Origin of the sequence: Alcaligenes parafaecalis (assembly GCF_026344135.1) — a bacterium.
In the GTDB taxonomy this organism is placed as follows: Bacteria; Pseudomonadota; Gammaproteobacteria; order Burkholderiales; family Burkholderiaceae_B; genus Alcaligenes; species Alcaligenes parafaecalis.
The window spans coordinates 442,525-467,363 of the sequence record NZ_JAPKNA010000002.1; the positions used below are offsets into that span (position 1 = coordinate 442,525).

19 protein-coding genes and 1 riboswitch are annotated in these 24,839 nt (G+C 55.2%); of the genes, 16 read left to right on the forward strand and 3 right to left on the reverse strand.

Annotation, left to right across the window (positions count from 1 at the left end; translation table 11 throughout):
- Positions 1–12: 12 nt before the first annotated feature.
- Positions 13–176: riboswitch (cobalamin riboswitch) on the reverse strand.
- A gap of 142 nt (positions 177–318) precedes the next feature.
- Both metH and OSH09_RS08955 read left to right on the forward strand, forming a co-directional pair.
- Positions 319–4,092: a methionine synthase gene (gene metH, locus OSH09_RS08950; RefSeq protein ID WP_266120781.1), complete on the forward strand. Its 3,774-nt coding sequence runs from the start codon at positions 319–321 to the stop codon at positions 4,090–4,092.
- 1 nt (position 4,093) lies between these two features.
- Complete coding sequence (locus OSH09_RS08955; RefSeq protein WP_266120782.1) at positions 4,094–4,936, forward strand: helix-turn-helix transcriptional regulator; 843 nt, start codon at positions 4,094–4,096, stop codon at positions 4,934–4,936.
- Between the two features lie 95 nt (positions 4,937–5,031).
- On the opposite strand, the gene OSH09_RS08960 is transcribed toward OSH09_RS08955, so the two are convergent.
- Complete coding sequence (locus tag OSH09_RS08960) at positions 5,032–6,492, reverse strand: DHA2 family efflux MFS transporter permease subunit (protein ID WP_266120783.1); 1,461 nt, start codon at positions 6,490–6,492, stop codon at positions 5,032–5,034.
- A 77-nt stretch (positions 6,493–6,569) separates the two neighbouring features.
- Between OSH09_RS08960 and OSH09_RS08965 the strand changes: the two genes are divergently transcribed.
- Positions 6,570–6,761 (forward strand): DUF3460 family protein, encoded by a 192-nt coding sequence (locus tag OSH09_RS08965; protein ID WP_042486589.1) that lies wholly within the window; start codon positions 6,570–6,572, stop codon positions 6,759–6,761.
- A gap of 149 nt (positions 6,762–6,910) precedes the next feature.
- On the opposite strand, the gene OSH09_RS08970 is transcribed toward OSH09_RS08965, so the two are convergent.
- Positions 6,911–7,834: a LysR substrate-binding domain-containing protein gene (locus OSH09_RS08970; RefSeq protein WP_323178742.1), complete on the reverse strand. Its 924-nt coding sequence runs from the start codon at positions 7,832–7,834 to the stop codon at positions 6,911–6,913.
- A 17-nt stretch (positions 7,835–7,851) separates the two neighbouring features.
- Here OSH09_RS08970 and OSH09_RS08975 point away from each other — a divergent pair, with 17 nt between their 5' ends.
- From OSH09_RS08975 to OSH09_RS09010, 8 genes are all read left to right on the forward strand, one after another.
- Complete coding sequence (locus tag OSH09_RS08975) at positions 7,852–9,363, forward strand: MFS transporter (RefSeq protein WP_266120785.1); 1,512 nt, start codon at positions 7,852–7,854, stop codon at positions 9,361–9,363.
- A 54-nt stretch (positions 9,364–9,417) separates the two neighbouring features.
- Complete coding sequence (gtdA, locus tag OSH09_RS08980; protein ID WP_266120786.1) at positions 9,418–10,455, forward strand: gentisate 1,2-dioxygenase; 1,038 nt, start codon at positions 9,418–9,420, stop codon at positions 10,453–10,455.
- 31 nt (positions 10,456–10,486) lie between these two features.
- Positions 10,487–11,188: a fumarylacetoacetate hydrolase family protein gene (locus tag OSH09_RS08985; RefSeq protein WP_266120787.1), complete on the forward strand. Its 702-nt coding sequence runs from the start codon at positions 10,487–10,489 to the stop codon at positions 11,186–11,188.
- Between the two features lie 81 nt (positions 11,189–11,269).
- Entirely contained in the window at positions 11,270–11,914 is a 645-nt protein-coding gene (gene maiA, locus OSH09_RS08990; RefSeq protein ID WP_266120788.1) for a maleylacetoacetate isomerase, read from the forward strand.
- Positions 11,915–12,118: 204 nt separating this feature from the next.
- A complete protein-coding gene (locus OSH09_RS08995) occupies positions 12,119–12,310 on the forward strand; it encodes a DUF3460 family protein (protein WP_042486589.1) in 192 nt (63 codons plus the stop codon).
- A gap of 45 nt (positions 12,311–12,355) precedes the next feature.
- Complete coding sequence (locus tag OSH09_RS09000) at positions 12,356–13,198, forward strand: segregation and condensation protein A (RefSeq protein WP_266120789.1); 843 nt, start codon at positions 12,356–12,358, stop codon at positions 13,196–13,198.
- A gap of 11 nt (positions 13,199–13,209) precedes the next feature.
- Positions 13,210–14,058, forward strand: a complete 849-nt coding sequence (panC, locus tag OSH09_RS09005; protein ID WP_207872264.1) for a pantoate--beta-alanine ligase — start codon at positions 13,210–13,212, stop codon at positions 14,056–14,058.
- A gap of 711 nt (positions 14,059–14,769) precedes the next feature.
- Positions 14,770–15,045: a response regulator transcription factor gene (locus OSH09_RS09010; RefSeq protein WP_207872263.1), complete on the forward strand. Its 276-nt coding sequence runs from the start codon at positions 14,770–14,772 to the stop codon at positions 15,043–15,045.
- 1 nt (position 15,046) lies between these two features.
- On the opposite strand, the gene OSH09_RS09015 is transcribed toward OSH09_RS09010, so the two are convergent.
- Complete coding sequence (locus OSH09_RS09015) at positions 15,047–15,685, reverse strand: hypothetical protein (protein WP_207872262.1); 639 nt, start codon at positions 15,683–15,685, stop codon at positions 15,047–15,049.
- A gap of 135 nt (positions 15,686–15,820) precedes the next feature.
- Between OSH09_RS09015 and coaE the strand changes: the two genes are divergently transcribed.
- From coaE to OSH09_RS09040, 5 genes are all read left to right on the forward strand, one after another.
- Complete coding sequence (coaE, locus tag OSH09_RS09020) at positions 15,821–16,423, forward strand: dephospho-CoA kinase (protein WP_266120790.1); 603 nt, start codon at positions 15,821–15,823, stop codon at positions 16,421–16,423.
- Positions 16,424–16,473: 50 nt separating this feature from the next.
- Positions 16,474–17,229 (forward strand): cell division protein ZapD, encoded by a 756-nt coding sequence (zapD, locus tag OSH09_RS09025; RefSeq protein ID WP_207872260.1) that lies wholly within the window; start codon positions 16,474–16,476, stop codon positions 17,227–17,229.
- A gap of 143 nt (positions 17,230–17,372) precedes the next feature.
- A complete protein-coding gene (locus OSH09_RS09030; RefSeq protein WP_266120791.1) occupies positions 17,373–18,644 on the forward strand; it encodes an efflux RND transporter periplasmic adaptor subunit in 1,272 nt (423 codons plus the stop codon).
- A gap of 3 nt (positions 18,645–18,647) precedes the next feature.
- Positions 18,648–21,734 carry a multidrug efflux RND transporter permease subunit gene (locus OSH09_RS09035; protein WP_323178743.1) on the forward strand — a complete coding sequence of 1,029 codons (3,087 nt, stop codon included), beginning with the start codon at positions 18,648–18,650 and terminating at the stop codon, positions 21,732–21,734.
- Entirely contained in the window at positions 21,731–24,835 is a 3,105-nt protein-coding gene (locus tag OSH09_RS09040; protein ID WP_266120793.1) for an efflux RND transporter permease subunit, read from the forward strand. The genes OSH09_RS09035 and OSH09_RS09040 overlap by 4 nt, the downstream gene beginning before the upstream one ends.
- Positions 24,836–24,839: the final 4 nt, after the last annotated feature.

Consider the following 24,839-nt stretch of genomic DNA (forward strand, 5'->3'; position numbering starts at 1 on the left):
GGCGGCCATGAATTCAGGGTCGATAAGCAGGCTGGTGTCGGGCTTTGCGCGTAGCAGGTACCGTTGCGGGGGCAGCACGTTTGGCTGTTCGGGTGTGAACAGATCACGTTTCCCATTTGACTTTCCCAGGTCCAACTTGGCGTGGACCGGAAAGCACCTCTTTCCGAGCGGAAAATGTTACATGCCGCGGGGGCAAAGGTTAAGTGTTTAGGGCGGAATTCCCGTACAAAGCGCTACAATTGTGGCGTCAATCCACCATTCTCGCGGCTCTTGCTGCCAGATGCCGTCAACGTCCCGTTTCGTGTTACGGAGCTTTTAGTGTCCTATCCTGCCTTGCCTTACCCGATCTCTGCCTACACGCGTGGTGCAGAATTTGCTCGCCGCCTGGGTCAACAGATTTTGATTCTGGACGGTGCGATGGGCACCATGATTCAACGCTACAAGCTGGGTGAGGCCGACTTCCGGGGCGAGCGTTTTGCGGATCATCACAAAGATGTGAAGGGCAATAACGAATTGCTGTCGCTGGTGCGCCCGGACATCATTCAGGAAATTCACGAGAAATACCTGGCTGCTGGGGCCGACGTCATCAGTACCAATACCTTTGGTGCAACGGATATTGCCCAGGGCGATTACGATTTGCAGGGCATCAGCTATGACCTGAATCTGGCCTCGGCCCAACTGGCCTGTCAGGCGCGCGATGCCTTCAGCACACCTGAATGGCCGCGCTTTGTGGCCGGTGCCTTGGGCCCACAGCCTAAAACAGCCTCTATTTCTCCAGATGTGAACGACCCGGCTGCCCGTAACGTCACCTTTGAGCAGTTGCGCGTGGCGTATACCGAGCAGGTACATGCTTTGCTGGACGGTGGCGTGGATGTGCTGCTGATCGAAACCGTTTTCGATACCTTGAACGCCAAAGCGGCCGTGTTTGCCTTGGAGTCGGTGTTTGATGAACGGGGCGAGCGTGTTCCCGTCATGGTGTCGGGTACGGTGACGGACGCCTCTGGCCGTATCTTGTCTGGCCAGACCGTGGAGGCCTTCTGGAACTCCATGCGTCATGCCCGCCCAATCACGATTGGTCTGAACTGTGCCCTGGGTGCCGCCTTGATGCGCCCATACGTGGCCGAGCTGTCCAAGATTTGCGACACCTATGTGTGTGTCTACCCCAACGCAGGTTTGCCCAACCCGATGGCGGAAACCGGCTTTGATGAAACGCCTGCCGACACCTCCAGCCTGCTGCAGGAATTTACCCAGGCGGGTTTGGTGAATATGGTGGGCGGCTGTTGCGGAACGACGCCTGAACACATTGCGGCTATTGCCGAGCTGTGCCGCAAACTGCCAGCCCGTGTCGTACCTGAGATTCCAGTTAAAACCCGCCTCTCGGGTTTGGAGCCCTTGAATATCGACGAAGACACCTTGTTTGTGAACGTGGGCGAACGTACCAACGTCACCGGCAGCAAGGCGTTTTTGCGCTTGATTCAGCAGGAAAATTACGAGGAAGCCTTGTCGGTTGCCCGCCAGCAAGTAGAAAACGGCGCGCAGATTATCGACATCAATATGGACGAGGGCATGCTGGACTCAGCCGCCTGTATGCATCGTTTCCTGAACCTGATCGCTTCCGAGCCGGACATTGCCCGTGTGCCCATCATGATCGACAGCTCCAAGTGGGATGTGATCGAAACGGGTCTGCGCTGTGTGCAGGGCAAGGCAATTGTGAACTCCATTTCCATGAAGGAAGGCGTTGAGCCCTTCCTGGAACACGCGCGCCTGTGCCGTAAATACGGGGCGGCCGTAGTCGTAATGGCTTTTGACCAGCAAGGTCAGGCCGATAGCTACGAACGCCGGGTGGAGATTTGCGAACGCGCTTACCGCCTGCTGGTAGACGAAGTCGGCTTCCCGCCTGAAGACATTATTTTCGACCCTAACGTTTTTGCGGTCGCAACCGGCATGGACGAGCACGCTAATTACGGTCTGGACTTTATCCGTGGTGCAGGCTGGATTCACAAGAATCTGCCCCATGCCCGCTTGTCTGGCGGTATCTCCAACGTCAGCTTCTCCTTCCGTGGCAACGAAGCCATGCGCGAGGCCATTCACACCGTCTTCCTGTACTACGCCATTCAGGAAGGCCTGACGATGGGTATCGTGAATGCGGGCCAGTTGGGTGTCTACGCCAATATCGAGCCGCGTTTGCGCGATCTGATTGAAGACGTGATCCTGAACCGGGCCGAGCCTAAAGGTAAAACCGATCCGGCAGACGAGCGCACGCCCACCGAGCGCCTGGTTGAAATGGCCGAAAGCGTGAAAGGCTCGGGTGCCAAGAAAGAAGAAGACTTGAGCTGGCGTGAAACGACTGTGGAGCAGCGCCTGATCCACTCATTGGTGCACGGCATTACCAGCTTCATTGTGGAAGACACCGAAGAAGTCCGGCAGAAAATTGATGCCCAGGGCGGACGTCCCATCAGCGTGATTGAAGGTCCCTTGATGGACGGCATGAACGTGGTGGGAGACCTCTTCGGTCAGGGCAAGATGTTTCTGCCACAGGTCGTGAAATCTGCCCGCGTGATGAAACAGGCCGTGGCCCACTTGATTCCCTTCATTGAAGAAGAAAAGCGCCAGATTGAAGCGGCTGGTGGTGATGTGCGCTCCAAGGGGCGCATGGTGATTGCCACCGTGAAAGGCGACGTCCACGACATCGGCAAGAACATTGTGTCCGTGGTTATGCAGTGTAATAACTTTGAAGTGGTCAATATGGGCGTGATGGTGCCTTGTGCCGAGATTCTGGCCAAGGCTAAAGAGGTGGACGCCGATATCGTAGGTTTGTCAGGCCTGATCACCCCTAGCCTGGAAGAAATGGCCTATGTGGCCTCGGAAATGCAGCGCGATCCTTACTTCCGCGAGCGCAATATCCCCTTGATGATTGGTGGTGCCACTACCAGCCGCGTGCATACCGCCGTAAAAATTGCCCCACACTACGATGGCCCGGTGATCTACACGCCTGATGCCAGCCGCTGTGTCGGTGTAGCAACCCAATTGGTGTCGGATAACGTGGAAGATTTTCTGGCCGAGGTGCGCGAGGAATACGAGCAGGTGCGTCAGCGCCATGCCAATCGCAAAGCCACACCGCTGATCTCTCTGGGAAAAGCACGCGAAGACAAACCCGTCATCGACTGGTCTACTTACGTGCCGCCGCGCCCCAAGTTCATTGGCCGTCGTACCTTCAAGAATTACGACCTGGCGGATATTGCCCAGTTCATCGACTGGACGCCGTTCTTCCAGACCTGGAGCCTGTTTGGCAAGTACCCGGCCATTCTGGAAGACAAGGTGGTGGGGGAGCAGGCCAAGACATTGTTTGCCGAAGGGCAGGCCATGTTGAAAAAAGTCATTGAAGGCCGCTGGTTGACGGCAAATGGCGTGATTGCTTTCTACCCCGCCAATACCGTCAATGGCGAAGATATCGAGGTCTATTCAGACGAATCGCGCAGCGAAGTGCTGTTCACCTGGCGAAATCTGCGCCAGCAAGGCGTCAAGCGTGAAGGCGTGGACAGCAAGTGCCTGGCCGACTACATCGCTCCTAAAGAAAGCGGTGTAGCGGATTACATCGGTATGTTTGCCGTCACCGGCGGGATCGGTGTAGACAAACTGTCCGAGCGTTTCCAGGCCGCTGGTGACGATTACTCCGACCTGATGATCAAAGCACTGGGCGACCGTTTTGCAGAAGGCTTTGCAGAATGTCTGCACGCTCGCGTGCGCACGGACTTGTGGGGCTATGTGACGGACGAACGTCTGTCCAACGAAGAGCTGATTGACGAAAAATACCAGGGCATTCGCCCCGCACCCGGCTACCCAGCCTGCCCGGAGCACGTAGTCAAACACGAAATGTTCCGTGTCTTGCAGTGTGAGGATATTGATATGTTCATCACCGACAGTTACGCCATGATTCCGGCTTCCAGCGTCTCGGGTTTCTACTTCAGCCACCCGCAGTCCAAGTACTTCAACGTGGGCAATATCGGCGAGGATCAATTGCAAGACTACATCCAGCGTAGTGGCCGTACAGAAGAAGACGTACGCCGTACCTTGTCGGGCGTTCTGGGCTGATATGGGAGCGACGGGGCAGACAGGGGCTAATCCGGGAGGCGCCGAGAGCGCATCCCAAACCCGGCGTCAGGCTTTGGGTCGCTTCTTGCGCCATGCGCGGGAACGTATCCGGCCTGTAGACCTGGGGTTGGCCCCCGGCGTGCGCCGTCGCACTCCGGGTCTGCGCCGCGAAGAAGTCGCTCAGTTGTGCGACATCAGCACCACCTGGTACACCTGGATCGAGCAGGGCCGCGATGTGACCGTGTCGCCCACCGTATGCGCTCGTCTGGCTACCGTTCTGAAGCTGGCTCGTGCCGAGCGCCACTACCTGTTTGAACTGGCAGATTGCGCTGATCCCGAACATTGGCAAGGCGATATCCAACCCTTGCCGCAAGGCTTGAGCGCCTGCGTGGATAGCATTTTGGCGCCCGCCTATATCTTGGACCGTAGCTGGAACGTCTTGGCCCGCAACGAAGCCTTGCTCAGCCTGTTCGACGGCTGGCCGGACCGCAGCGAGCAGCCCAATTTATTACGCTATATCTTTTTGGACCCTGCCGCGCGTGAGCTGGTGGTGGATTGGGAACAGCGCGCCAGCCGTGTGGTGGCGGAGTTCCGTGCCGATGTAGGCGCACACGCGGACGAAGCTGATGTACAGGCCTTGATCCAGGAGCTGGCACATCAAAGCCAGGTCTTTGCGTTTTGGTGGGGACGCCAGACCGTGGTGGAACGGGAAGGGGGCTTGCGGGATTTTCGACACCCCAAAGAAGGTGTCCGGCGTTTTCAACAGTTTACTTTTCGTCTGGCGATACGGCCTGATTGCAAGCTAGTCATGCTGTTGAATGATCAGATACCGCCATTGGAATAGTGATCTAAGGTGGCGTATCAGGATCGTTGAGAGTCCTGGCACTGGTTTAGCCGAAGAAAACAGCCTGTTTGACAGGCTGTCTCCCTCGCTCTGGCTCAACCTTTAACTTTTTTTGCTTTGCGAGGTGATTGCTGCAAAGCTTCACCGTCTGTAGCGGATAAACGCGCGAAGGACAGGCTCGATATCGCCGTAATCGCGCCCAAGATCAGAAAGGCCCAGATCGTATCTTGCGTTGCCACGCTGGTCGCGCCACGCAGGGACATGCTGACATTCAAGGTCACCGCCGCACATGCCACGCCCAGACTGATGGCCAGTTGCTGCGCCATGGCGGCGAAACTGCTGGCCTGGCTCATGGCCTCAGACTCCAGGTCGGCATAGGTCAGGGTGTTGACGGCAGTGAACTGCAGGGAGCGGAAAAAGCCGCCTGCGGTTAGTACGGCGATCATCAGCCACATAGGAGTGGTGGCCTGGAACATGGCGCACAGGGCGATGAACAAGCCCGTCAGCCAGGCGTTGACGATCAGGACTTTGCGAAAACCGTAGCGCCGGATGATGGGTGGGGCCACCAGTTTCATGCCCAGAGCGCCAATCGCACCGGTGAAGGTGATCAGACCTGCCGACAAGGCGCTCATGCCAAAATTGGTTTGCAGCATGATCGCTAACAGGAATGGTGCGGCCCCCAACGAGAAGCGGCACAGATTGCCGCCCAGCACGGAAATGGCAAAGGTTTTGGTGCGCAGCAAGGACAAATCAATAATAGGATAGGCTACTTGCCGCGCATGCCAGATGTACCATGCACCAGCAACCAGACCTGCCAGGGTTAGCCAGCCCAGGGTGGCCCAGCTAATGGTGCCGTGACCTACGTTCTCGAAGCTGGTTACCAATGTGGCCAGACAAATAGCGCTTAATAGAAAGCCTAGCCAGTCCAGTGGTGGTCGCTCGGTGGGGTAGTCCTCGCGGATATAGCGCAGCACCAGGGCGATGCCCAGTATCCCTACGGGGATATTGATCAGGAAAATCCAGTGCCAGCTCGCGTACGTGACTAAAAAACCACCCACGGGCGGGCCGATGATGGGGCCTAACAAGGCGGGCAAGGTTAGCACTGCCATGGCGCTTAAAAGCTGATCTTTAGGCACGCGTCGCAGTAAGATAATGCGTCCCACCGGCACCATCATGGCCCCCGCCATGCCTTGTATCACGCGGGAAATGACCAGTTGGGGTAGGGTCTGGGACAGGGCACATGCAACAGAACTGGCGGTAAAGAGTAGAATGGCGGCCAGGAACACCTTGCGCGCGCCAAAGCGGTCTGCAGCCCATCCACTGATAGGAACGAATACAGCCACGGCCAGCAGGTAGCTGGTAATGATGGTATTCATGCGTATGACGCTGGTATCCAGCGATAAGGCCATCGTGGGCAGGGCAGTGGCGACAACCGTAGAGTCCAGCATCTGCATGAATAATGCACATCCCACGATGTAGGGAATGATGCGGATGGCTCGACGCTCTTGAGGGGACATGGTCGCCGGTTTGGCGGCTTCGGTCTGTTCAGATGCCATGCGGCGAACTCTCTGGTGTGCGGTGCAGTAAACTCAAACTTTTCTGTTATCCAATTTATTTTAGGCGTACAGGTATTATGGCAAAGAATTTCGAATCCGAAATTACCCAGTTTCTTAAACAGTATAAAGATCAGAATGCGGATACCGAAGCGCGGCAGCGTGAAGGCCGCTATCGTCTGTGGGACAAGCAGATTGATCAGGAACTGCAAGACGGTTACAAGGCTGCTCGCACGCCTCAAAAACCTTACGTGTACTACGAAAACAACTAAATCTGTACACCTGCGCCTGTGATTAAGGCGGTCTGCTAGACGGTTGGAGACAGGCCAGTTTCTTGTTTCGGATTTACTTTACTGACCCAAGTCGGCCTTGTTGTTGCCTGTAGATAAGTTCGCTTCCCTGGCGGTGGAGGGGGCGGGCCTCAGGGGGTGGACAGATTGAGCAAATGATCCAGAAAGGCTTGTAGCACATCGGATGGCTGCTCATCAGTTCGCCAGAACACACCAACGCTTCCTTGCTGGGTCGTGTTTGGTAAGTTCATAATGGATAAGCGTTTTTCGGCTTCATGGCTTTGCGCGAGTCGTTGAGACAAAATCCCGATCATGTCGCTGCCTTGCAGCATGTGCAAGGTCAGATTCATGGAGCCAGACTCAATATGATCGGGTGGCATCAATAGATTATTGGCAATCAGGGTGTTGTCTATGCTTGTCCGTATGGGGGTGCCTATGGGCCAAACCACCCATCGCCACTGTTCCAAATCCTCCCATGACACGCTTTCTTGCAGGGCCAGAGGGTGTTCACGCCGGGTCACAAAGCGAATGGGTTCGCTGTAAAGCACCTTGTAGTTCAAGGGCAGGGCAAGCGCACTGCTGCCAATGCGTCCAATGACTACGTCAATCTGCCCCAGGAGCAATTGCTCTAACAGTGGCGTCATGATGCTTTCCACAATATGCAAATGAATCTTGGGGTGATCCTGCATCAGGTTCAGTATGCTTTGCGCCACGATGTCTGTTGCCACAGGCGAGCTGCCTATCATCAGGCTGCCTTGCATCCCACTTTTGAATAGCGATATATCGGCCCTTGAGCGCTCTAGCTCATTCAGTATGCGTCTGGCATGTTTGATGACGAGCTGACCACCGGGGGTAGGGCGTATGCCCTTGCTATGCCGTTCAAATAACAGCATGCCCATTTCTTGCTCTAATCCCGTGAGCCATTTCGAGAGGGCGGGTTGAGTGATGCTCATGAGTTCGGCAACGCGGGTCAGATTGCACTGATCGGCCAAATGAACGAGCGTTTGTAGATGATGGAATTTAAGCTTCTGTGTCCAATCCATATTTTTTGACATAGCCTGTAGGTTATGGATTGGATGAAAATACCATTATATTTTCAGTACTGTCACCAGCAAAATCAATAAAAACAACGAACGCGAGCCTAAGTGCGGCGTATGAAAAGGGCTGGGCAGACATTAGATCTGCCGCCTTCACTGGAGACGACACCATGCAATTCTCTGAGCCGAAGTCTATAAATGTACAGCAGGCCATTGACGATCAAAAAGTTGGGTTCTTGCAATGGAAAATCTTGATTTGCTGCTTTCTTGTCGTGGCTGCCGATGGACTGGATACAGCCGGCATCGGGTTTATTGCGCCCGCCATCATGACCGAGTGGGAGCTGAGTAAACCGGCGTTGACGCCGTTGTTCATTTCAGGGTTGTTGGGCTTGACCGTAGGGGCTTTGTTGTTTGGCCCGCTGGCAGATCGACTGGGTCGTAAAAATATTCTGATTTTCAGCATCTCTCTTTTTGGGTTGATGAGTCTGCTGTCTGCGTTTTCGCCCAGTCTGACTGTGCTGATCGTGGCGCGTTTTCTGACAGGGATAGGCTTGGGAGGCGCACTACCAACCGCCATCACTTTAACGTCTGAATTTTTGCCGGTGCGACGCCGATCGGCATTAGTCACCATGATGTTTTGTGGCTTTACCTTGGGTTCAGCCCTGGGGGGGGTATTGACGGCGCAATTGCTGCCTTTCATTCAATGGCGCGGCATTTTGATAGTAGGAGGCATTTTGCCTTTGGTGCTGGTGCTTTTCCTGTTGTTCCTTATGGAGGAGTCGCCGCGCTATCGACTGTTGAAACAGCATTCGGCCGAGCAGATGCTGCGGCTTATGCGCAAGCTCACAGGAGTGAACTATGCGGACCAAACATCGTTTTTCCTAGCAGAAAACAAGACCGAAAAAAATTCGATTGTGGCGCTGTTTCAGAAAAATCTGCTCGCGATTACCTTGGTGTTATGGTGCGCGTTTTTCATGAGCCTGCTGGTGATCTATATGGTGTCCAGTTGGTTGCCAACACTGCTGGCTGGGATTGGCATTGAGCTTGAATCTGCGTCGTGGATTACAGCGGCGTTTCAGATAGGTGGCACCCTGGGAGCTTTATTGCTGGGGGCGCTAATGGATAAACAGAATCCCTACAAAGTGCTGATTGTCAGCTATGCGATGGGAGCGGCATTTATCGCCTCCATAGGGGCAGCCAGCACCTCTATTCCCGTACTGGTGCTGGTGATTTTCGGTGCAGGCGTGGGTCTAAGTGGTGCGCAAGTCGGTTTCAACGCTTTGGTAGCCACGTTGTACCCCACAGGGTGCCGAGCGACCGGGGTGAGCTGGGCCAATGCCATGGGGCGTTGCGGAGCCATTTTTGGTGCTCTGGTAGGCGGTGCCATGATTTCTTGGGATTTGGGTTTTTCCACTATTTTCATGGTGTTGGGAATCCCGGCACTGATCACGGCTCTGTGCTTGCTGATCTTGCTACAGATAGCGCGGATCAAACGCCATGATATGCAGTTGCACATCAGCGCTGTAACGGCACAAGAGGCTGTCTAAAGGGCGGCAAGTGCTTGACCACGCTGTCTTATTAACCTTTAAGGAAATAGTGCAATGAATAGCACGAGCAAGTTGGAGCCACAGCAGCGCCAGGAGTTTTATGGGGAAATAAGCAAGATTGATCTGGTTCCTTTGTGGGAGTCTTTACATTCGCTGGTGACCAAAAATCCCGAAGTGAAATACATTGCCCATTTGTGGAAATATAGCCAAGTAAGACCTTATTTGCTGCGCAGCGGTGAATTAATAGGCGCACGTGAGGCCATACGTCGGGTATTGGTGTTGGAAAACCCTCAAATGCGCGGCGCTTTTGCTATCACGCCGACTTTGTATGCGGGTCTGCAATTGATCTTGCCCAATGAGGTTGCGCCTAGCCATCGTCATATGCAATCTGCCTTACGCTTTATTGTGGAAGGTAAAGGGGGCTTTACCGCGGTCGATGGCGAACGCACCATGATGCACGAAGGTGATCTGATTTTGACGCCGCAGTGGCATTGGCACGATCACGGTCACGTGGGCAGTGATCCGATGGTCTGGCTGGACGCGCTGGATTTGCCGCTGGTCAATAATTTTGGTGCTGCATTTGCAGAGGAATACCCCGAGGAGCAACAAGCCCAGACACATCAGGAAGGCGGTTTTGAGGCGCGTTATGCCGCCAATATGCTGCCAGTACGCTATCAGTCGGGTAACTCGTCTCCCATTTTTAACTATCGCTACGAACGCAGTCGAGAAGCCTTGTACCGACTCAACCAACACAGCCCGGTGGATGAGTATGAGGGCTTTAAGCTGCGATATATCAATCCTGCCAATGGTAAAGATACGATGCCCACCATTGCGACCTTCCTTCAGTTGTTGCCCAAAGGGTTTGTGGGCAAGAAGGCTCGCAGTACTGACGGTACGGTGTATCACGTTGTTGAGGGCAGTGGCAAAGCACACATTGGTAGCAAAATTTTTGAGTTCACCAAGAAAGATATTTTTGTTGTTCCGTCTTGGGAACCGGTGAGTTTTGAGACGAATGAGGATGTGGTGCTGTTTAGCTTTTCGGATCGTCCAGTGCAGGAAGCGCTTGGATTGCTGCGCGAGTCTCGTGCATAACCCCGTTTTAGTCAAAATAAGGAAGCCATCTGTGACCCAATATCTTTTTCCTCCAGCCTCTCCTGTGGGTATTCCTGTTGTAGGGAGTGATAAGCAGTTTCCCGTGCGACGTGTGTATTGCGTGGGTCGTAACTATGCCGCACATGCGCGTGAAATGGGCTTTGACCCGGATCGCGAGCCTCCCTTCTTCTTTTGCAAACCAGCAGACGCTGTGGTGCCTGTGGCTGCAGGGCAAACCTTGAGTCTGCCATATCCCGAGCAAACCCAGAACTATCACTATGAGATTGAGCTGGTGGTAGCGATAAGGGAAGGTGGGAGTGATATTGCGCAAGAAGATGCCTTGGCCCATGTGTTTGGCTATGCGACGGGCCTGGATATGACCAGGCGTGATTTGCAGATGGAAATGCGCCAAATGGGACGTCCTTGGGAAATCGGGAAGGCTTTTGATGCCTCGGCACCTATCGCCCCCTTGCATCTGGCCGATCAGGTGAGCGACCTACACAATGCGCCACTCTGGTTGCAGGTCAATGGAGTGAATAAACAGCGCAGCAATGTGAATTGTTTGATCTGGTCGGTAGCGGAAACGATCAGTTATTTGTCCAGGTATTTTAGGCTGGAGCAGGGCGATTTGATTTTCACCGGAACTCCGGAAGGAGTGGGGCCGGTGGGGCGAGGTGATTTGATGGAAGGAGGCGTGCAGGGTCTGACTCCTTTGTCGGTGAAAGTCATCTGAATTCCGATTCGGGTGCTACGTTTTAGTCGGTTTTAAACGCAGATGTGGTGATAGCGAAAAATTATTTAGGAAAGAGAAACCATGAAGCTGTATAGCTTTTTTAATAGTTCCGCGTCGTACCGTGTGCGCATCGCACTGGAGCTAAAAAAACTGAGCTACGACATGGAGGGGGTCAATATCCGTGTGGGTGCCCATAAGGCCGCAGACTATAAGGTGCATAACGCGATGGCGCTGGTTCCTGCTCTTGACGATGGACCAGTGGGAACGATAGGGCAGTCTTTGGCCATTATTGATTATTTGGACCAACAGTATCCAGAACCACGTTTGATCCCTCAGGAACCTCTATCACGTTCACGGGTTTTGGAGATCACGTATGGCATTGTCAGTGATATTCACCCTGTGAATAACATGCGAATTTTGAAATACCTGAGCGATGTGCTGTTGTTGAGTGACGAGCAAAAGCAGGCCTGGTATGAGCATTGGATTGCCGAGGGCCTGCAAGGGATAGAACAACTATTAGTGAAAGCAGGGTCTGAACAGTTTTGTGTAGGCCAGGCTCCGACCCTGGCCGATTGCTGCTTGGTTCCCCAATTGGCTAATGCCGTTCGTATGGGGTGCGATTTGAGTGCCTATCCGCGCTGTCGTCGTGTATATGAATATTGCACTGCCCTACCGGCGTTTCAAGTAGCGGCACCTGAGAATCAGGCCGATTACGTGGCGCCGTGATAGTTGAGCAGACTCCGGGCAGAATGTGCGTCCAAGGCCTTGATAGGCAGGGTTTCCAAAACCAGTAGGCCACACAGAGGGCCAAGGGCTGCTAAGATCCATACAGATGTAGCAGTGGCCGGATTTGCGCGGTGGATTCTGCTTATGGTCCAGTTTGCAGTAAACTCCAGGCTTTGAACGTAGTATGTTTAACGTGCGGTGATCATGGCAAAGAACTTCGAATCCGAAATTACCCAGTTTCTTAAACAGTATAAAGATCAGAATGCGGATACCGAAGCACGGCAGCGTGAAGGCCGCTATCGGCTGTGGGACAAGCAGATTGATCAGGAGCTGCAAGATGGTTACAAGGCTGCTCGCACGCCTCAGAAACCTTACGTGTACTACGAAAACAACTAAATCTACACACCTGAGCCTGTGACTGAGATTGCACAGCAGACTGTTGTGGATACGCCAGCTCCTCAGCCCGAGGATGTGCTGGCGCGTCTTTATGGCGAGCCACTGTTTGCGATTCCTCAGGATTTGTATATCCCGCCCGATGCGCTGGAAATTTTTCTGGATGCCTTTGAGGGGCCGCTGGATTTATTGCTGTATTTGATTCGCAAGCAGAACTTCAACGTGCTGGATATTCCGATGGCTCAGGTCACCGGGCAGTATCTGGCTTATGTGGAGCAGATTCGCGCCACCAATCTGGAGTTGGCGGGCGAGTATCTCTTGATGGCGGCTTTGCTGATCGAGATTAAATCCCGCATGTTGCTGCCGGTGCGACGCGCGGATACGGGCGAAGAGGTCGATGACCCGCGTGCGGAGCTGGTGCGTCGTCTGCTGGAGTACGAGCGCATGAAGGAAGGCGCGCGTCGTCTGGACGAGTTGCCTTTGATGGGGCGCGATTATTTGCTGGCCAATGCCCAGGCCGAATTGGTCATTGAAGCGATCCCGCCTGAAGTAAATGCGGATGATTTGCGCGAGGCCTGGCTGGGTATCTTGAAGCGCGCCAAGCTCAATGCTAGCCATAAGATCACGCGCGAGCAGTTGTCTGTGCGCGATCACATGAGCCAGATTCTGCGACGTTTGCAGCATGTGCGCTTTATGGAGTTTACCGAGCTGTTTAATGAACGCCTGGATCAGGGTGATCCGGCGGCGGTGCTTGTCGTGCATTTTCTGGCCATGCTGGAATTAGCACGAGAGTCACTGCTTGAAATCACGCAGGCCGAGCCCTACGCTCCTATTTATTTACGCCTGACGTATATTCGAGCACAGGCCGATGGGCCTGATCTTATTCCGTAGCGGAGAATTTTTTGAAAGTCGTCCATAACATCCAAGAACTGCGCGATCAGCTTCAGGGCCAGACACGCGTGGCATTTGTACCAACCATGGGGAACTTGCATCGAGCCCACCTGGACTTGATGAAGCTGGCTCGTCAGCATGGCGATCCGGTGGTGGCCAGTATTTTTGTGAATCGTCTGCAGTTTGGTCCTAACGAAGACTTTGATCGGTATCCACGTACCTTGCAGGACGATGCGGCAAAGATGGAGCAAGAGCGTGATGTGTATGTCTTGTTTGCTCCTTCGGAGCGCGAGATGTATCCGGAGCCACAAAGTTTCCGTGTCAGCCCGCCTGATCATTTGGGTCGTATTCTGGAAGGCCACTTCCGTCCCGACTTTTTTGAAGGTGTGTGTACGGTCGTGCTGAAGCTGTTTTCCTGTGTCCAGCCACGTGTGGCGGTGTTCGGGAAGAAGGACTATCAGCAGTTGATGGTGGTGCGTCAGATGGTGCGCCAGTTCCAGTTGCCGGTGGAAATTCTGGCTCACGAGACGGTGCGGGAAGAGGATGGTTTGGCTATGTCTTCGCGTAATCGCTATTTGAGCCCAGAGGAACGGGCCCAGGCTCCGCAGATTTATTACGCGCTGCAAGAGATGAATGAGCGCTTGCAGCAGGGGCAGAGCCGCGAGGAGATCGAGGCCTACGCGACCAAGAAGATGACGGATCTGGGTTGGAAAGTTGACTATATGGCTTTGCGTCGTCAGTCGGATTTGCTGGAACCGACAGAAGAGCAAATTGCAGCCGGTGAGCCTTTGGTGGCGTTGGCCGCAGCCAAGTTGGGCGCGACACGCTTGATCGACAACCTGGAAATGGTCAAAGCCTGATTTCTTGTGTTGTTTGGTGAGAAAAGCACAGTTTTTACTGTGCTTTTTTTATACCTGCAGGGGGGGGCTTTGTAAGTCTGCGTCTGTTTTGCTGGTTGTTAGTAGTAGCGACCTTGCGCTTATTCATGCCATGGATGCACTCAGTAAGACGCCACTCTGGCACGCGGCTCAGGGGCGCGGCTGACTACTTGCCGGTGCTGCGCACCGGTGCCCTTGGCGAGAGCTAGCTCCGGGCGCATCCTGAACTCACCCGGTACTTGGTCCCCCGGACCAAGTACAAGCGTCGGGTTCAAACAGCAGGATGCTTGCACCCCTGCGCTAGCTCTCGCCCGCGGCAAGCAGTCTGAATCGCCGTCCCCCTGAGCCGCGCGCCAGAGTGGCTCATAGCCGTAGATTGCTCGCTTTGTTGGCAGTTTATGGGTGGGGTTTTGTGTTCGTGCCTGCCCGCTAGGTGATTTTGACCTAGGTGATTGATGTATTTTGAGTGGGTGATAAAAGACTGGTTTGGCCTGTGCTTATCGCCAATTTGTCGGCTGAAATGGCTGTTTTCCGGCGCATTGAAATAAGGGCTTCTATATTAGTCCCGTGACAAAAACATCCCGTATAAGTTAACAGTCGCGGTGGCCGCGCCTAAAATGACAAACTCTGTCTATGGTTAACTTTTCACATCGCAGGCGGCCTGTTCGCCTGGCACAGATATACGAGACTGACATGGTATTGAATGGTCACCTTCCTGCTGCCGTGCTGTTTGAAAGTTTGACGCCGCGCGAGCGCGACGTGCTCTCTTATATCGCCATTGGCAAGGCGAATAAGGTTATTGCGGCTGAATTGGAGATTTCCCAGCGTACGGTGGAGGCGCATCGGGCACGTGTTTTTCAGAAGTTACGCGTGCGCAATGCAGTTGAATTGACTCGCTTTGTGTTCAGCGAGCCGGACTTGCGGGATGTGCTCCCGCCCAGTCTGGTGGGCGGGTTGGCGGTGCCTTAGCTTAGCGGCAGGCTGGAGTGGCCTGGCCGTCCAGTTCGCTGACCGGATCAATGTCGGCTTGGCGGGTCAGATGGCTTTCCAGGGTAGGACGCTGCTGGTTAAAGGTGTTGATGCGCAAGACGTTGTTGTTCACAAAGCTCAGGTCTGCCAGTGTGGAGTCGTTGTTGGCGAGCAGGGCGATGCGGGTGGGCTGTGTGCCGATGGGTACCCAGCAACCGCTCATGCGATGTTCTTCGCCAGCAGCCACCGGGGTGGCACGCAAGCGCCATTGACCGGCGGGAGCCAGGGTCACGCTGATTTTGTAGGGCTCACATGCGCCGCCTTGAGGTGGGCAGGACAGGGTGCCCAGAAAGGTTTTGGGTTCGGCCAGTTCGGGGACGCTGCGGTCAGCCTGGGCGGCAGGCTGTTCTACGCGAGCCGGGGTGATGGCGTGCAGGCCTTCCTGGTTACCAAAGCCCAGGTTGATTTGCGAGGGGGCACGGGTAGTACCGCTGCCTTGTGCCTGGCGCAGGGCGTCTTTCTGTGTGGAGTCACGACCCTCGTTGGGGGCGGTCTGGACGGGTGCTTGTGCACATGCAGCCAGCAAAACAACTGACAGCAAGGTCAGGGAACGCAGAGGGGAAATCTTGGTGAAAGACATGGCGGGCTTCCGTAAACGGGTTGATAGCTGAATTCTACGCTAGACCAGGGGCAGCAGGACAGTATCAGGTCTATCCCAGGGTAGGAGGATTGGCGCGGGTACGTTACAGTTTTGTTTTTTATCCGTGGATTGCGCATGCTGACGATTGGGCTGACCGGTGGAATAGGATCGGGCAAGAGCAAAGTGGCCGATTTTTTCGCCTCGTGGGGGGCGGCCGTGGTGGACACGGATGTGATCGCGCATGAGCTGACGGCTCCGGGGGGCTTGGCTATCGCTCCGATTCGCGAGGCGTTTGGTACGGAGGCGCTGGCCGCGGATGGTTCGATGGACCGGGACTGGATGCGTGCCTGTGTATTTGCAGACCCCAAGGCCCGCCATCGCCTGGAAGCGATCATTCATCCCCTGATTTGGAACGTAACAAAAGCACAGACCTTGAAAGCGCAAGGATGTTATCTTGTTGTGGTTGTACCCTTGCTGGTGGAGTCAGGACGATGGCGCGACCGTGTAGACCGGATTTGCGTTGTGGATTGTGATGAAGCGACCCAGATTGCGCGTGTTCAGCAACGCAGCGGGCTGGCAGTGGCCACAATTGAACGTATCATGGCGGCACAGGCGCAACGTCAGCAGCGCTTGGCCGTGGCCGATGATGTTGTTCTGAATGATGGACAGACTACTTTGCCCTTGTTGCAAGAGCGGGCGTGGGCCGTGCACCAGAACTGGTGTGCCCTGACTGCCTGACAGCGCGATGTGTCTGACCCCCCAGTCGACAAATAAAGGTTTTTAAACGCGTGACTCTATACGAATACCCCTGCAATGAGCGTGTCCGGGCTTTACTGAGAGTCGAATACTTGTTCGATAGGCTGTTTCATTTTTCGGCCAACCAGGATGCGTACTCGCATCAGATCGCTGTCGCGACCTTGTTTGATTTGCTGGACATTGCGGATCGAACCGATTTACGTTCTGCCGTCCTGCAAGATCTGGAGCGCCAGCGCGTGGCGCTGGCTGCGCTGCGTGAACACCCCGGTGTCCAGTTAGAGGCGCTGGACAAGATGATTGAGCAAATTGTGCGTGCTGCCGCCGACCTGTCGGCTCAAGGGCGGGTAGGGCAGGGCTTGCGCGACAATGAATGGCTGACCAGCTTGCGAGGCAGGGTGGCGGTGCCCGGCGGTACGTCCCAGGTGGATATGCCTTCGTATTATTCATGGCAGCAGCGCTCTGACACCGACCGCGTGCAGGATTTGCGCCGTTGGTCCGAATCCTTCTTGCCCTTGTATCAAGGCCTGGCCCTGATCTTGCGTTTGCTGCGCCAGTCCGGTGACTCAGCCGATCAAGTGGCCCGTGACGGTTCCTATCAAGAAATGCTGGCAGGCAAGACCTTCCAGTTGCTGCGTGTCTGGGTGGATGCCGGTGCGTGTATCTATCCGGAAATGAGCGCTAACCGGTATGTGATCTGGATACGCTTTGTGCAGCAAGACAATCAATTGAAACCGCAGGCCGTTACCGTGGATATCCCCTTTCGGCTGGCTCGTTGCAACTTCGGCTGAAAACGCTGTTCATATACGGTTCAGACAGCCGCTTTTATACTTGCCGTGCCAGCTTGGTCTAGCGTGAGTAGCTGTTTTGTGAGTGCTTAAACGCTTCTTTAGACCGGGCGCAGAGACAATCAAGTTTTAGCCGGGGAGTTTTCATGTCGGAGTTGAACGCAGGCAGGGGTCGGCGGTCCCGATCTTTCTATGTCTGGGTGATGGTGGGTCTGCTGATTACAGCAGGTCTCGTTTATTACGCCCTGTCTTCCCCCTCGCCCACTGCTAGTCCCATGCGTGGGCCACGCGGCATGATGGGGGCGACAAAAGTCCCGGTTCAGGTGGTCACGGTGCAAACCGGTTTGATCGATCAGACGGTTAATGCCATTGCCACGGTTAAACCTTTGCAGACGGTCGCGATTCGCGGTCAAGTCGATGGCGTGCTCGAGCGCATCCATTTCAAGGACGGTCAGCGCGTCAAGGCGGGCGATTTATTGGCCGAGATTGATCCACGTACCTATCAGGTGCAACTGGATCAGGCCCGTGGACAACTGGCGCAGAATCAGGCCCAACTGAAAGGGGCGCAGCAGGAACTGGCGCGCCACCGCGTGCTGTTCCAGCAGAACTCGATTGCTCGCCAGGCCTTGGAAACCAAGGAAACAGCGGTTCAGCAATTGCAGGCACAGATCAAGGCCAGTCAAGCTGAAGTCGCCCGTACGCAGGTGCAACTGGATCGTACGCGCATCACGGCCCCTTTGGATGGTCGCCTGGGCTTGCGCAAACTGGACCAGGGTAATCTGGTGTCAGCCGGGAATACGGATGGGATTGTCACTATTACCCAGATCGACCCTATTGGTGTGGAGTTTTCCCTGCCGCAGAACCAGTTAAGCAGCTTGCTGGAGGCCATGAAGCAAAACGAGTCGCCTTTGCGAGTGTCCTTGATTGATAGCAAAGGCCTGCTCTTATCGGATAAAGGCCGCTTGCAGGCGCTGGATAACCAGATCGACATCAATACCGGCACCTTGAAGGTGAAGGCCGAGTTTGATAACGCCGATGAAACCTTGTTTGCCAATCAGTTTGTGAATTCACGTGTGTTCCTGGGGCAGGAAAACGGTTTGTTGATTCCATCGCATGCCGTGCAACGCGGTTCGGTCGGCACCTATGTGTACACCCTGGATACCGAGGACAAAGTTCATATTCAGGTCGTTGAACTGGGTACGGCGACCCTGGAATCCACGCTGATTAAAACCGGCCTGAAAGAGGGCGATCGTGTGGTGGTCGAAGGCACAGACCGTTTGCGTGAAGGCTCGGAGGTCGAGGTGATGCAGTTGGATGGCAAGGCCAAGGAAACGCCTGCTCAAGCTGATACGCCCGCCAAACCAGAGCCAGGCAAACGCACGGGTGAGGGCCGCCGTCCACGTCCTGCAAGCGAGTAAGCCGTGAGCATGTCGCGTCTTTTTATTCTGCGCCCGGTAGCTACCACCTTGGCGATGGTAGCTTTGCTGGTGTCCGGCTTGCTGGCCTATCGCATGTTGCCTGTGGCCGCTTTGCCGCAGGTGGACTATCCCACTATCCAGGTGGTCACCTTGTACCCGGGTGCCAGCCCGGATGTGGTGGCAGCCCTGATTACCTCACCCCTGGAGAGGCGCTTCGGCAGTATGTCGGGCCTGTCGCAGATGATCTCGTCCAGCTCGGGCGGGGCATCGCGCATTACGTTGCAGTTTGATTTGGGTCTGTCGCTGGATGTGGCCGAGCAAGAGGTGCAGGCGGCGATTAATGCAGCCTCCAATATGCTGCCCAATGATTTGCCTGCGCCGCCTATTTATAACAAGGTCAATCCGGCCGATACCCCTGTCATTTCCCTGGCGGTGACCTCGCCCAATATGCCCTTGCACGAGGTGCGCGACCTGATTGATGTGCGGGTGGCACAGAAGCTCTCGCAGGTTACCGGTGTGGGTCTGGTCAGTATTGCGGGTGGGCAGGAACCGGCCATGCGTATTCAGGCCAATCCCAATGCGCTGGCGGTGCGCAATCTGACCTTGAGCCATCTGCGGCAAGCCGTGGTGGCAGCCAACGTGAATCAGCCCAAAGGGAACCTGGATGGCCCTCAACGCTCCACTAGCATTGGTGCCAACGAGCAGTTAAAAACAGTACAAGACTACGAAAACCTGATCGTCAGCTACAAAGATGGTGCCGCTGTACGCCTGGGTGAATTGGCCAAAGTGGTACGCGATGCCCAGGATGTACGCCAGGCGGCCTGGATGGGCACGGTCCCCGCGATTTTGCTGAATATTCAACGTCAGCCCGGAGCCAACGTCATTGATGTGGTGGACCAGATTCACAGCTTGCTGCCCGAGATTCGCCGTTCCTTGCCGGTAGGTGTGGATGTGGAAGTGGCTACCGACCGTACCCAGACCATTCGGGATTCGGTGGACCATGTTCAAAAGGAAATGATGCTGGCGATTGTGCTGGTGGTGCTGGTGACCTTCGTGTTCCTGCGCACCTGGACCGCGACACTGATTCCCAGCATCGTGGTGCCTATTTCCCTGATCGCAACCTTTGCCATCATGCTGATGTGGGGCTTCAGCATTAATAATCTGACCTTGATGGCCTTGACGGTTGCCACCGGCTTTGTGGTCGATGATGCGATTGTGATGATCGAAAACATCGCTCGCTATATTGAAAAAGGCGAAACCGCTATGCAAGCCGCCTTGAAGGGCGCTGCGCAGATTGGTTTTACGCTCTTGTCGCTGACCATTTCCCTGATCGCGGTACTGATCCCGCTCTTGTTCATGAGCGATGTGATCGGCCGTCTGTTCCGTGAGTTTGCCATTACCTTGGCCGTGGCCATCTTGCTGTCCCTGTTCATCTCCCTGACGCTGACACCCATGATGTGCGCGCGTATGCTCAAGCCCGAGGACGAGCGTCAGTATGGTCGCTTCACCACATGGTTGGGCGCTCAGATGGACCGACTTATTGCGGCTTACGATCGCGGTCTGGTTGTCGTGCTACGGCACCAGACCTTGACCTTGTGGGTGGCCCTGGGCACCGTCGCCTTGACGGGTCTGCTGTATATCGTCGTCCCCAAAGGTTTCTTCCCTCAACAGGATACTGGCCTGATTCAAGCCATTACCCAAGGGCCGCAAACGGCTTCGTTCCGGGCGATGGGGCAGTTGCAGCAGCAGGCTGTTGCCATTGTGCTGGAGGACCCGGATGTGGAAGCCGTCACCTCTTTTATTGGGGTCGATGGCACCAATGCCACCTTGAATAATGGCCGTCTGCAAATTGCCCTGAAGCCCATCGGCTCGGGCCGAGCGGGTGCCAATGAGATCATGAGCAGGCTGGATGAGCGCCTGAAAGATATTCCCGGTTTGTCGGTGTACCAGCAGTCCATTCAGGAACTGACGGTGGACGACCAGATCAGCCGCAATGTGTACCAGATGGCCTTGTCGGATCCGGAAACAGAAGTGCTGAAGACCTGGATGCCGCGCTGGCTGGATGCCGTCAATGCCTTGCCGCAGATTAAAGATGCATCCATGAGCTTGCAAAACGATGGTTTGCAAGTGCTGCTGGATATTGACCGGGATGCGGCTGCCCGTGTGGGGGTGACTAAAGCCAATATTGACGATGCCTTGTATGACGCTTTCGGGCAGCGTTTGATCTCCACGATTTATACGCAGTCTGCTCAATACCGGGTCGTGCTGGAAGTGCAGGATGCGTATCGCCAAGGCCCACAGGATCTGGAAACGGTCCATGTGATGACGGCGGCGGGCAAGCCAGTGCCTATTACCTCTCTGGCGCGTGTGCAACTGGTGCCGACGACGCTATCGGTAGAGCGGCTGGGGCAATTCCCGTCGGTCAATGTGTCTTTTGACCTGGCTGATGGGTATTCCTTGTCCGATGCGATTGAAGCCATTGAAACCGTGCCCGATGAAATCGGTATGCCCGCTTCGGTGGATACCCGCTACCTGGGTGCGGCCAAGGCTTTTCATGCTTCCTTGTCCAGCACACTGTGGTTAATGCTGGCTGCGGTGCTGACCATGTACATCGTGCTGGGCATTTTGTACGAAAGCTATATTCACCCCATCACGATTCTGTCCACTTTGCCTTCTGCTGCTATTGGTGCGCTGCTGGCCTTGCTGCTGGCGGGACGGGATCTGGATATGGTCGGGGTCATCGGGATCATTCTGTTGATTGGTATCGTGAAAAAGAATGCCATCATGATGATCGACTTCGCGCTGGAGGCGCAGCGGGAGCAGGGTGCCAGTCCCCAAGAGGCGATTCATCAAGCAGCCTTGTTACGTTTTCGCCCTATCCTGATGACGACCCTGGCGGCCTTGTTCAGTGCGATTCCCTTGATGCTGGCTACCGGCTCTGGCGCCGAGTTGCGTCAACCCTTGGGCCTGGTCATGGTGGGTGGTCTGCTGGCCAGCCAGGTGCTGACGCTATTTACGACTCCGGTGATCTATCTGTTCTTTGATCGCTTTACTCGTCGCAGCGCTAAGTCGGTGCACAAACCGTCATGAAACGCTTGCTAGGGCTGTTTATTTTCCGGCCAGTGGGCTCCAGTCTGCTGGCACTGGCGATGGTTCTGGTGGGCGCATTGGCCTTGCGGCTCTTGCCTGTGGCGTCTTTGCCGGAAATGGATTTTCCGGTGATTGCGATCTCGGCCAATTTGCCCGGTGCCAGCCCTGAAACCATGGCTTCCAGTGTGGCAACCCCACTGGAACAGGCTTTAGGCTCGATTGCCGGAGTGTCCGAGATGAGCTCTCGCAGTAGCGAGGGGTCGGCCGAAATCATGCTGGTCTTTGAACTGGACCGGGATATTGAGGGGGCTGCGCGTGATGTACAGGCCGCTATCAATCAGGCCCGGCCCATGTTGCCGTCCGGCATGTCCAGCGTGCCGACCTATGAAAAGGTTAACCCCTCGTCCATGCCCATCATGGTGCTGGCACTGACCTCGCAGACGGCGAGCAAAGCTCAGCTTTTTGATATGGCCAGTGGCATTGTGCAGCAGAAGCTGGCTCAGATTCCGGGTGTGGGTTCGGTCGATGTGGGTGGAGGTTCCTTGCCTGCGGTTCGGGTAGGTTTGAACCCCAAAGCTTTGGCGTCGGCTGGAATTGCGCTGGATGATGTGCGCGCGGTCATCAATAACGCGAACAGCCTGCGACCTAACGGTTATCTGGAAAGCGATCAGGGTCAGTGGCAGATCAACTCTGGCAAGCAATACAACCAGGCCCGTTTTTTTGATCCTCTAGTCCTGAAAAATCAGAATGGGCAGATTATCCGTTTGGGTGATGTAGCCACGGTCGAGGACTCGGTCGAGAACATTCATAGCCTGGGTTATTGGAATAATCAGGAAGCGGTTCTGTTGATTGTGCGGCGTCAGGCCGGTGCCAATATTATCGAGACCGTGAACACCATTCGCGAGCGCTTGCCCAATATTGAAGAAATGCTGCCTAGCCAGGCGCAGTTGACGGTGGCACAGGATCGCACCCCCAGTATTCGGGCCACGCTGGAAGAGGCCCAGCTCACCCTGATTATTGCAGTGGCGCTGGTGGTGCTGGTGGTCTTGTTATTCCTGCGAAACTGGCGCGCAGCCTTGATTCCAGCCATTGCGGTGCCTGCTTCCCTGATCAGCACCTTTGCCTTCATGCATTTGTTTGGCTTTACGCTGAACACCATTTCCTTGATGGCTTTGATTGTGGCGACCGGCTTTGTGGTCGATGACGCTATCGTGGTGCTGGAAAGCATTATGCGTTATCTGGAAAAAGGCTTGTCCCCCATGAGGGCTGCCTTGCGAGGAACGCGCGAGGTGGGCTTTACGGTTACGGCCATGAGTTTGTCGCTGGTCGCGGTGTTCATCCCCTTGTGGTTGATTGGGGGGCTGGCCGGACGCTTGTTCATGGAGTTCGCCGTCACCTTGTGTACGGCCGTGCTGGTGTCGCTGGTGATCTCTTTGATGTTGACTCCCATGATGTCGGCACGCTTGCTGCGTTCGGGGCCGCAAGAGCATGAATCGAATCATCCTGTCAGCCGTTTCCTGGGCTGGATAGGCAGTGTTAGCTGGCGGGGCTATCGTCGCTCCTTGCAATGGGCGCTAAAGCATCATCGTCTGATGCTGTTCTCCTTGTTCGCCACCATTGGTCTGAATGTGTATCTCTATACCGTGGTGCCCAAGGGCTTGTTTCCGCAGCAGGATACCGGCCAGTTAATGGGCTTTTTCCGGGTCGACAGGGGCACCTCCTTCCAGTCCATGGTGCCCAAGCTGGAGTACTTCCGTTCCATCTTGAATCAGGACCCGGATATTCGTTCGGTGGCCGTGTTTGCCGGTGGCCGCGGTGGCAGTACCTCGTCCTTTATTCTGGTTGAACTCAAGCCTATGGATGAGCGCAAGGCCAGCACCACGGATATCGTGAACCGCCTGCGTGATCCTTTATCGACGACACCGGGCGCACGCATGTTCATGGTGCCGCAGCAGGATATTCCAGTAGGTAGCGGGGGCGGTGGGCGCAGTGGCTCTTACGACTATTCCTTGCTGGGTAGCGATCTGGAGTTGCTGAAAACCTGGCTGCCCAAGGTACAGCAGGCGATGGCTGAATTGCCGGAGCTGGTAGACGTGGACACAGGCACCGACGACAAGGCCGGTTTGGTGCAGTTGGAGATTGATCGTGATATGGCGACTCGCCTGGGCATTGATATGTCTATGGTGGCGGGCACCTTGAACAACTCCTTCTCCCAGCGCCAGGTTTCCACGATTTTTGGCCGCTTGAACCAGTATTACGTGGTCATGGAGGTAGAGCCGCGCTTTGCCCAGGACCTGGAATCCCTGAAGGAAATTGAAGTAGTTGCCAAGGACGGCACCCGAGTGCCCTTGTCCGCTTTTACCCGTTTCACGACTGGCACGGCCCCGCGCAGTATTAATCATATGGGCTTGTTAGTGGCCGAGTCGGTGTCTTTTGGCCTGGCTGAAGGTGTCACCCTTAGCGAAGCGACGGCAGCGATTGAGCAGGCTATGGCACGTATTCAACTGCCTACCCGCGAGATTCAGGCCGGGTTTGAAGGCAATACCGCGCAGATGCTCGATGCCCTGGCCAAGCAGCCCATGATGTTCCTGGCCGCTTTGGTGGCCTTGTATATCGTGCTGGGGATGCTGTACGAGAGCTATATGCACCCGCTCACCATTCTGTCGACCTTGCCCTCTGCCGGGATTGGGGCTTTGCTGGCCTTGATGATGACCAGTGGCGAGTTCAACCTGATTGCCATGATCGGGGTGTTCTTGCTGATTGGTATCGTCAAGAAAAACGCCATCATGATGGTGGACTACGCTTTGCAGATGGAGCGCGAGCGCGGCATGGATTCGCGTGAGGCCATCTACGAGGCTTGCCTGGTGCGTTTCCGTCCCATCATGATGACGACCTTGTCTGCCATCTTCGGGGCTATTCCTTTGATTATGGCGTCCGGGCCCGGCGTGGAAATGCGCCAGCCCTTGGGGGTCACCATTGTGGGTGGTCTGGTGCTCAGTCAAATCCTGACCTTGTACACCACGCCCGTGGTTTATCTTTATCTGGATCGTTTGCGACACCGCTTCATGCGCCGCAAGAACCAGACAAACTTGAATACATAAGCTG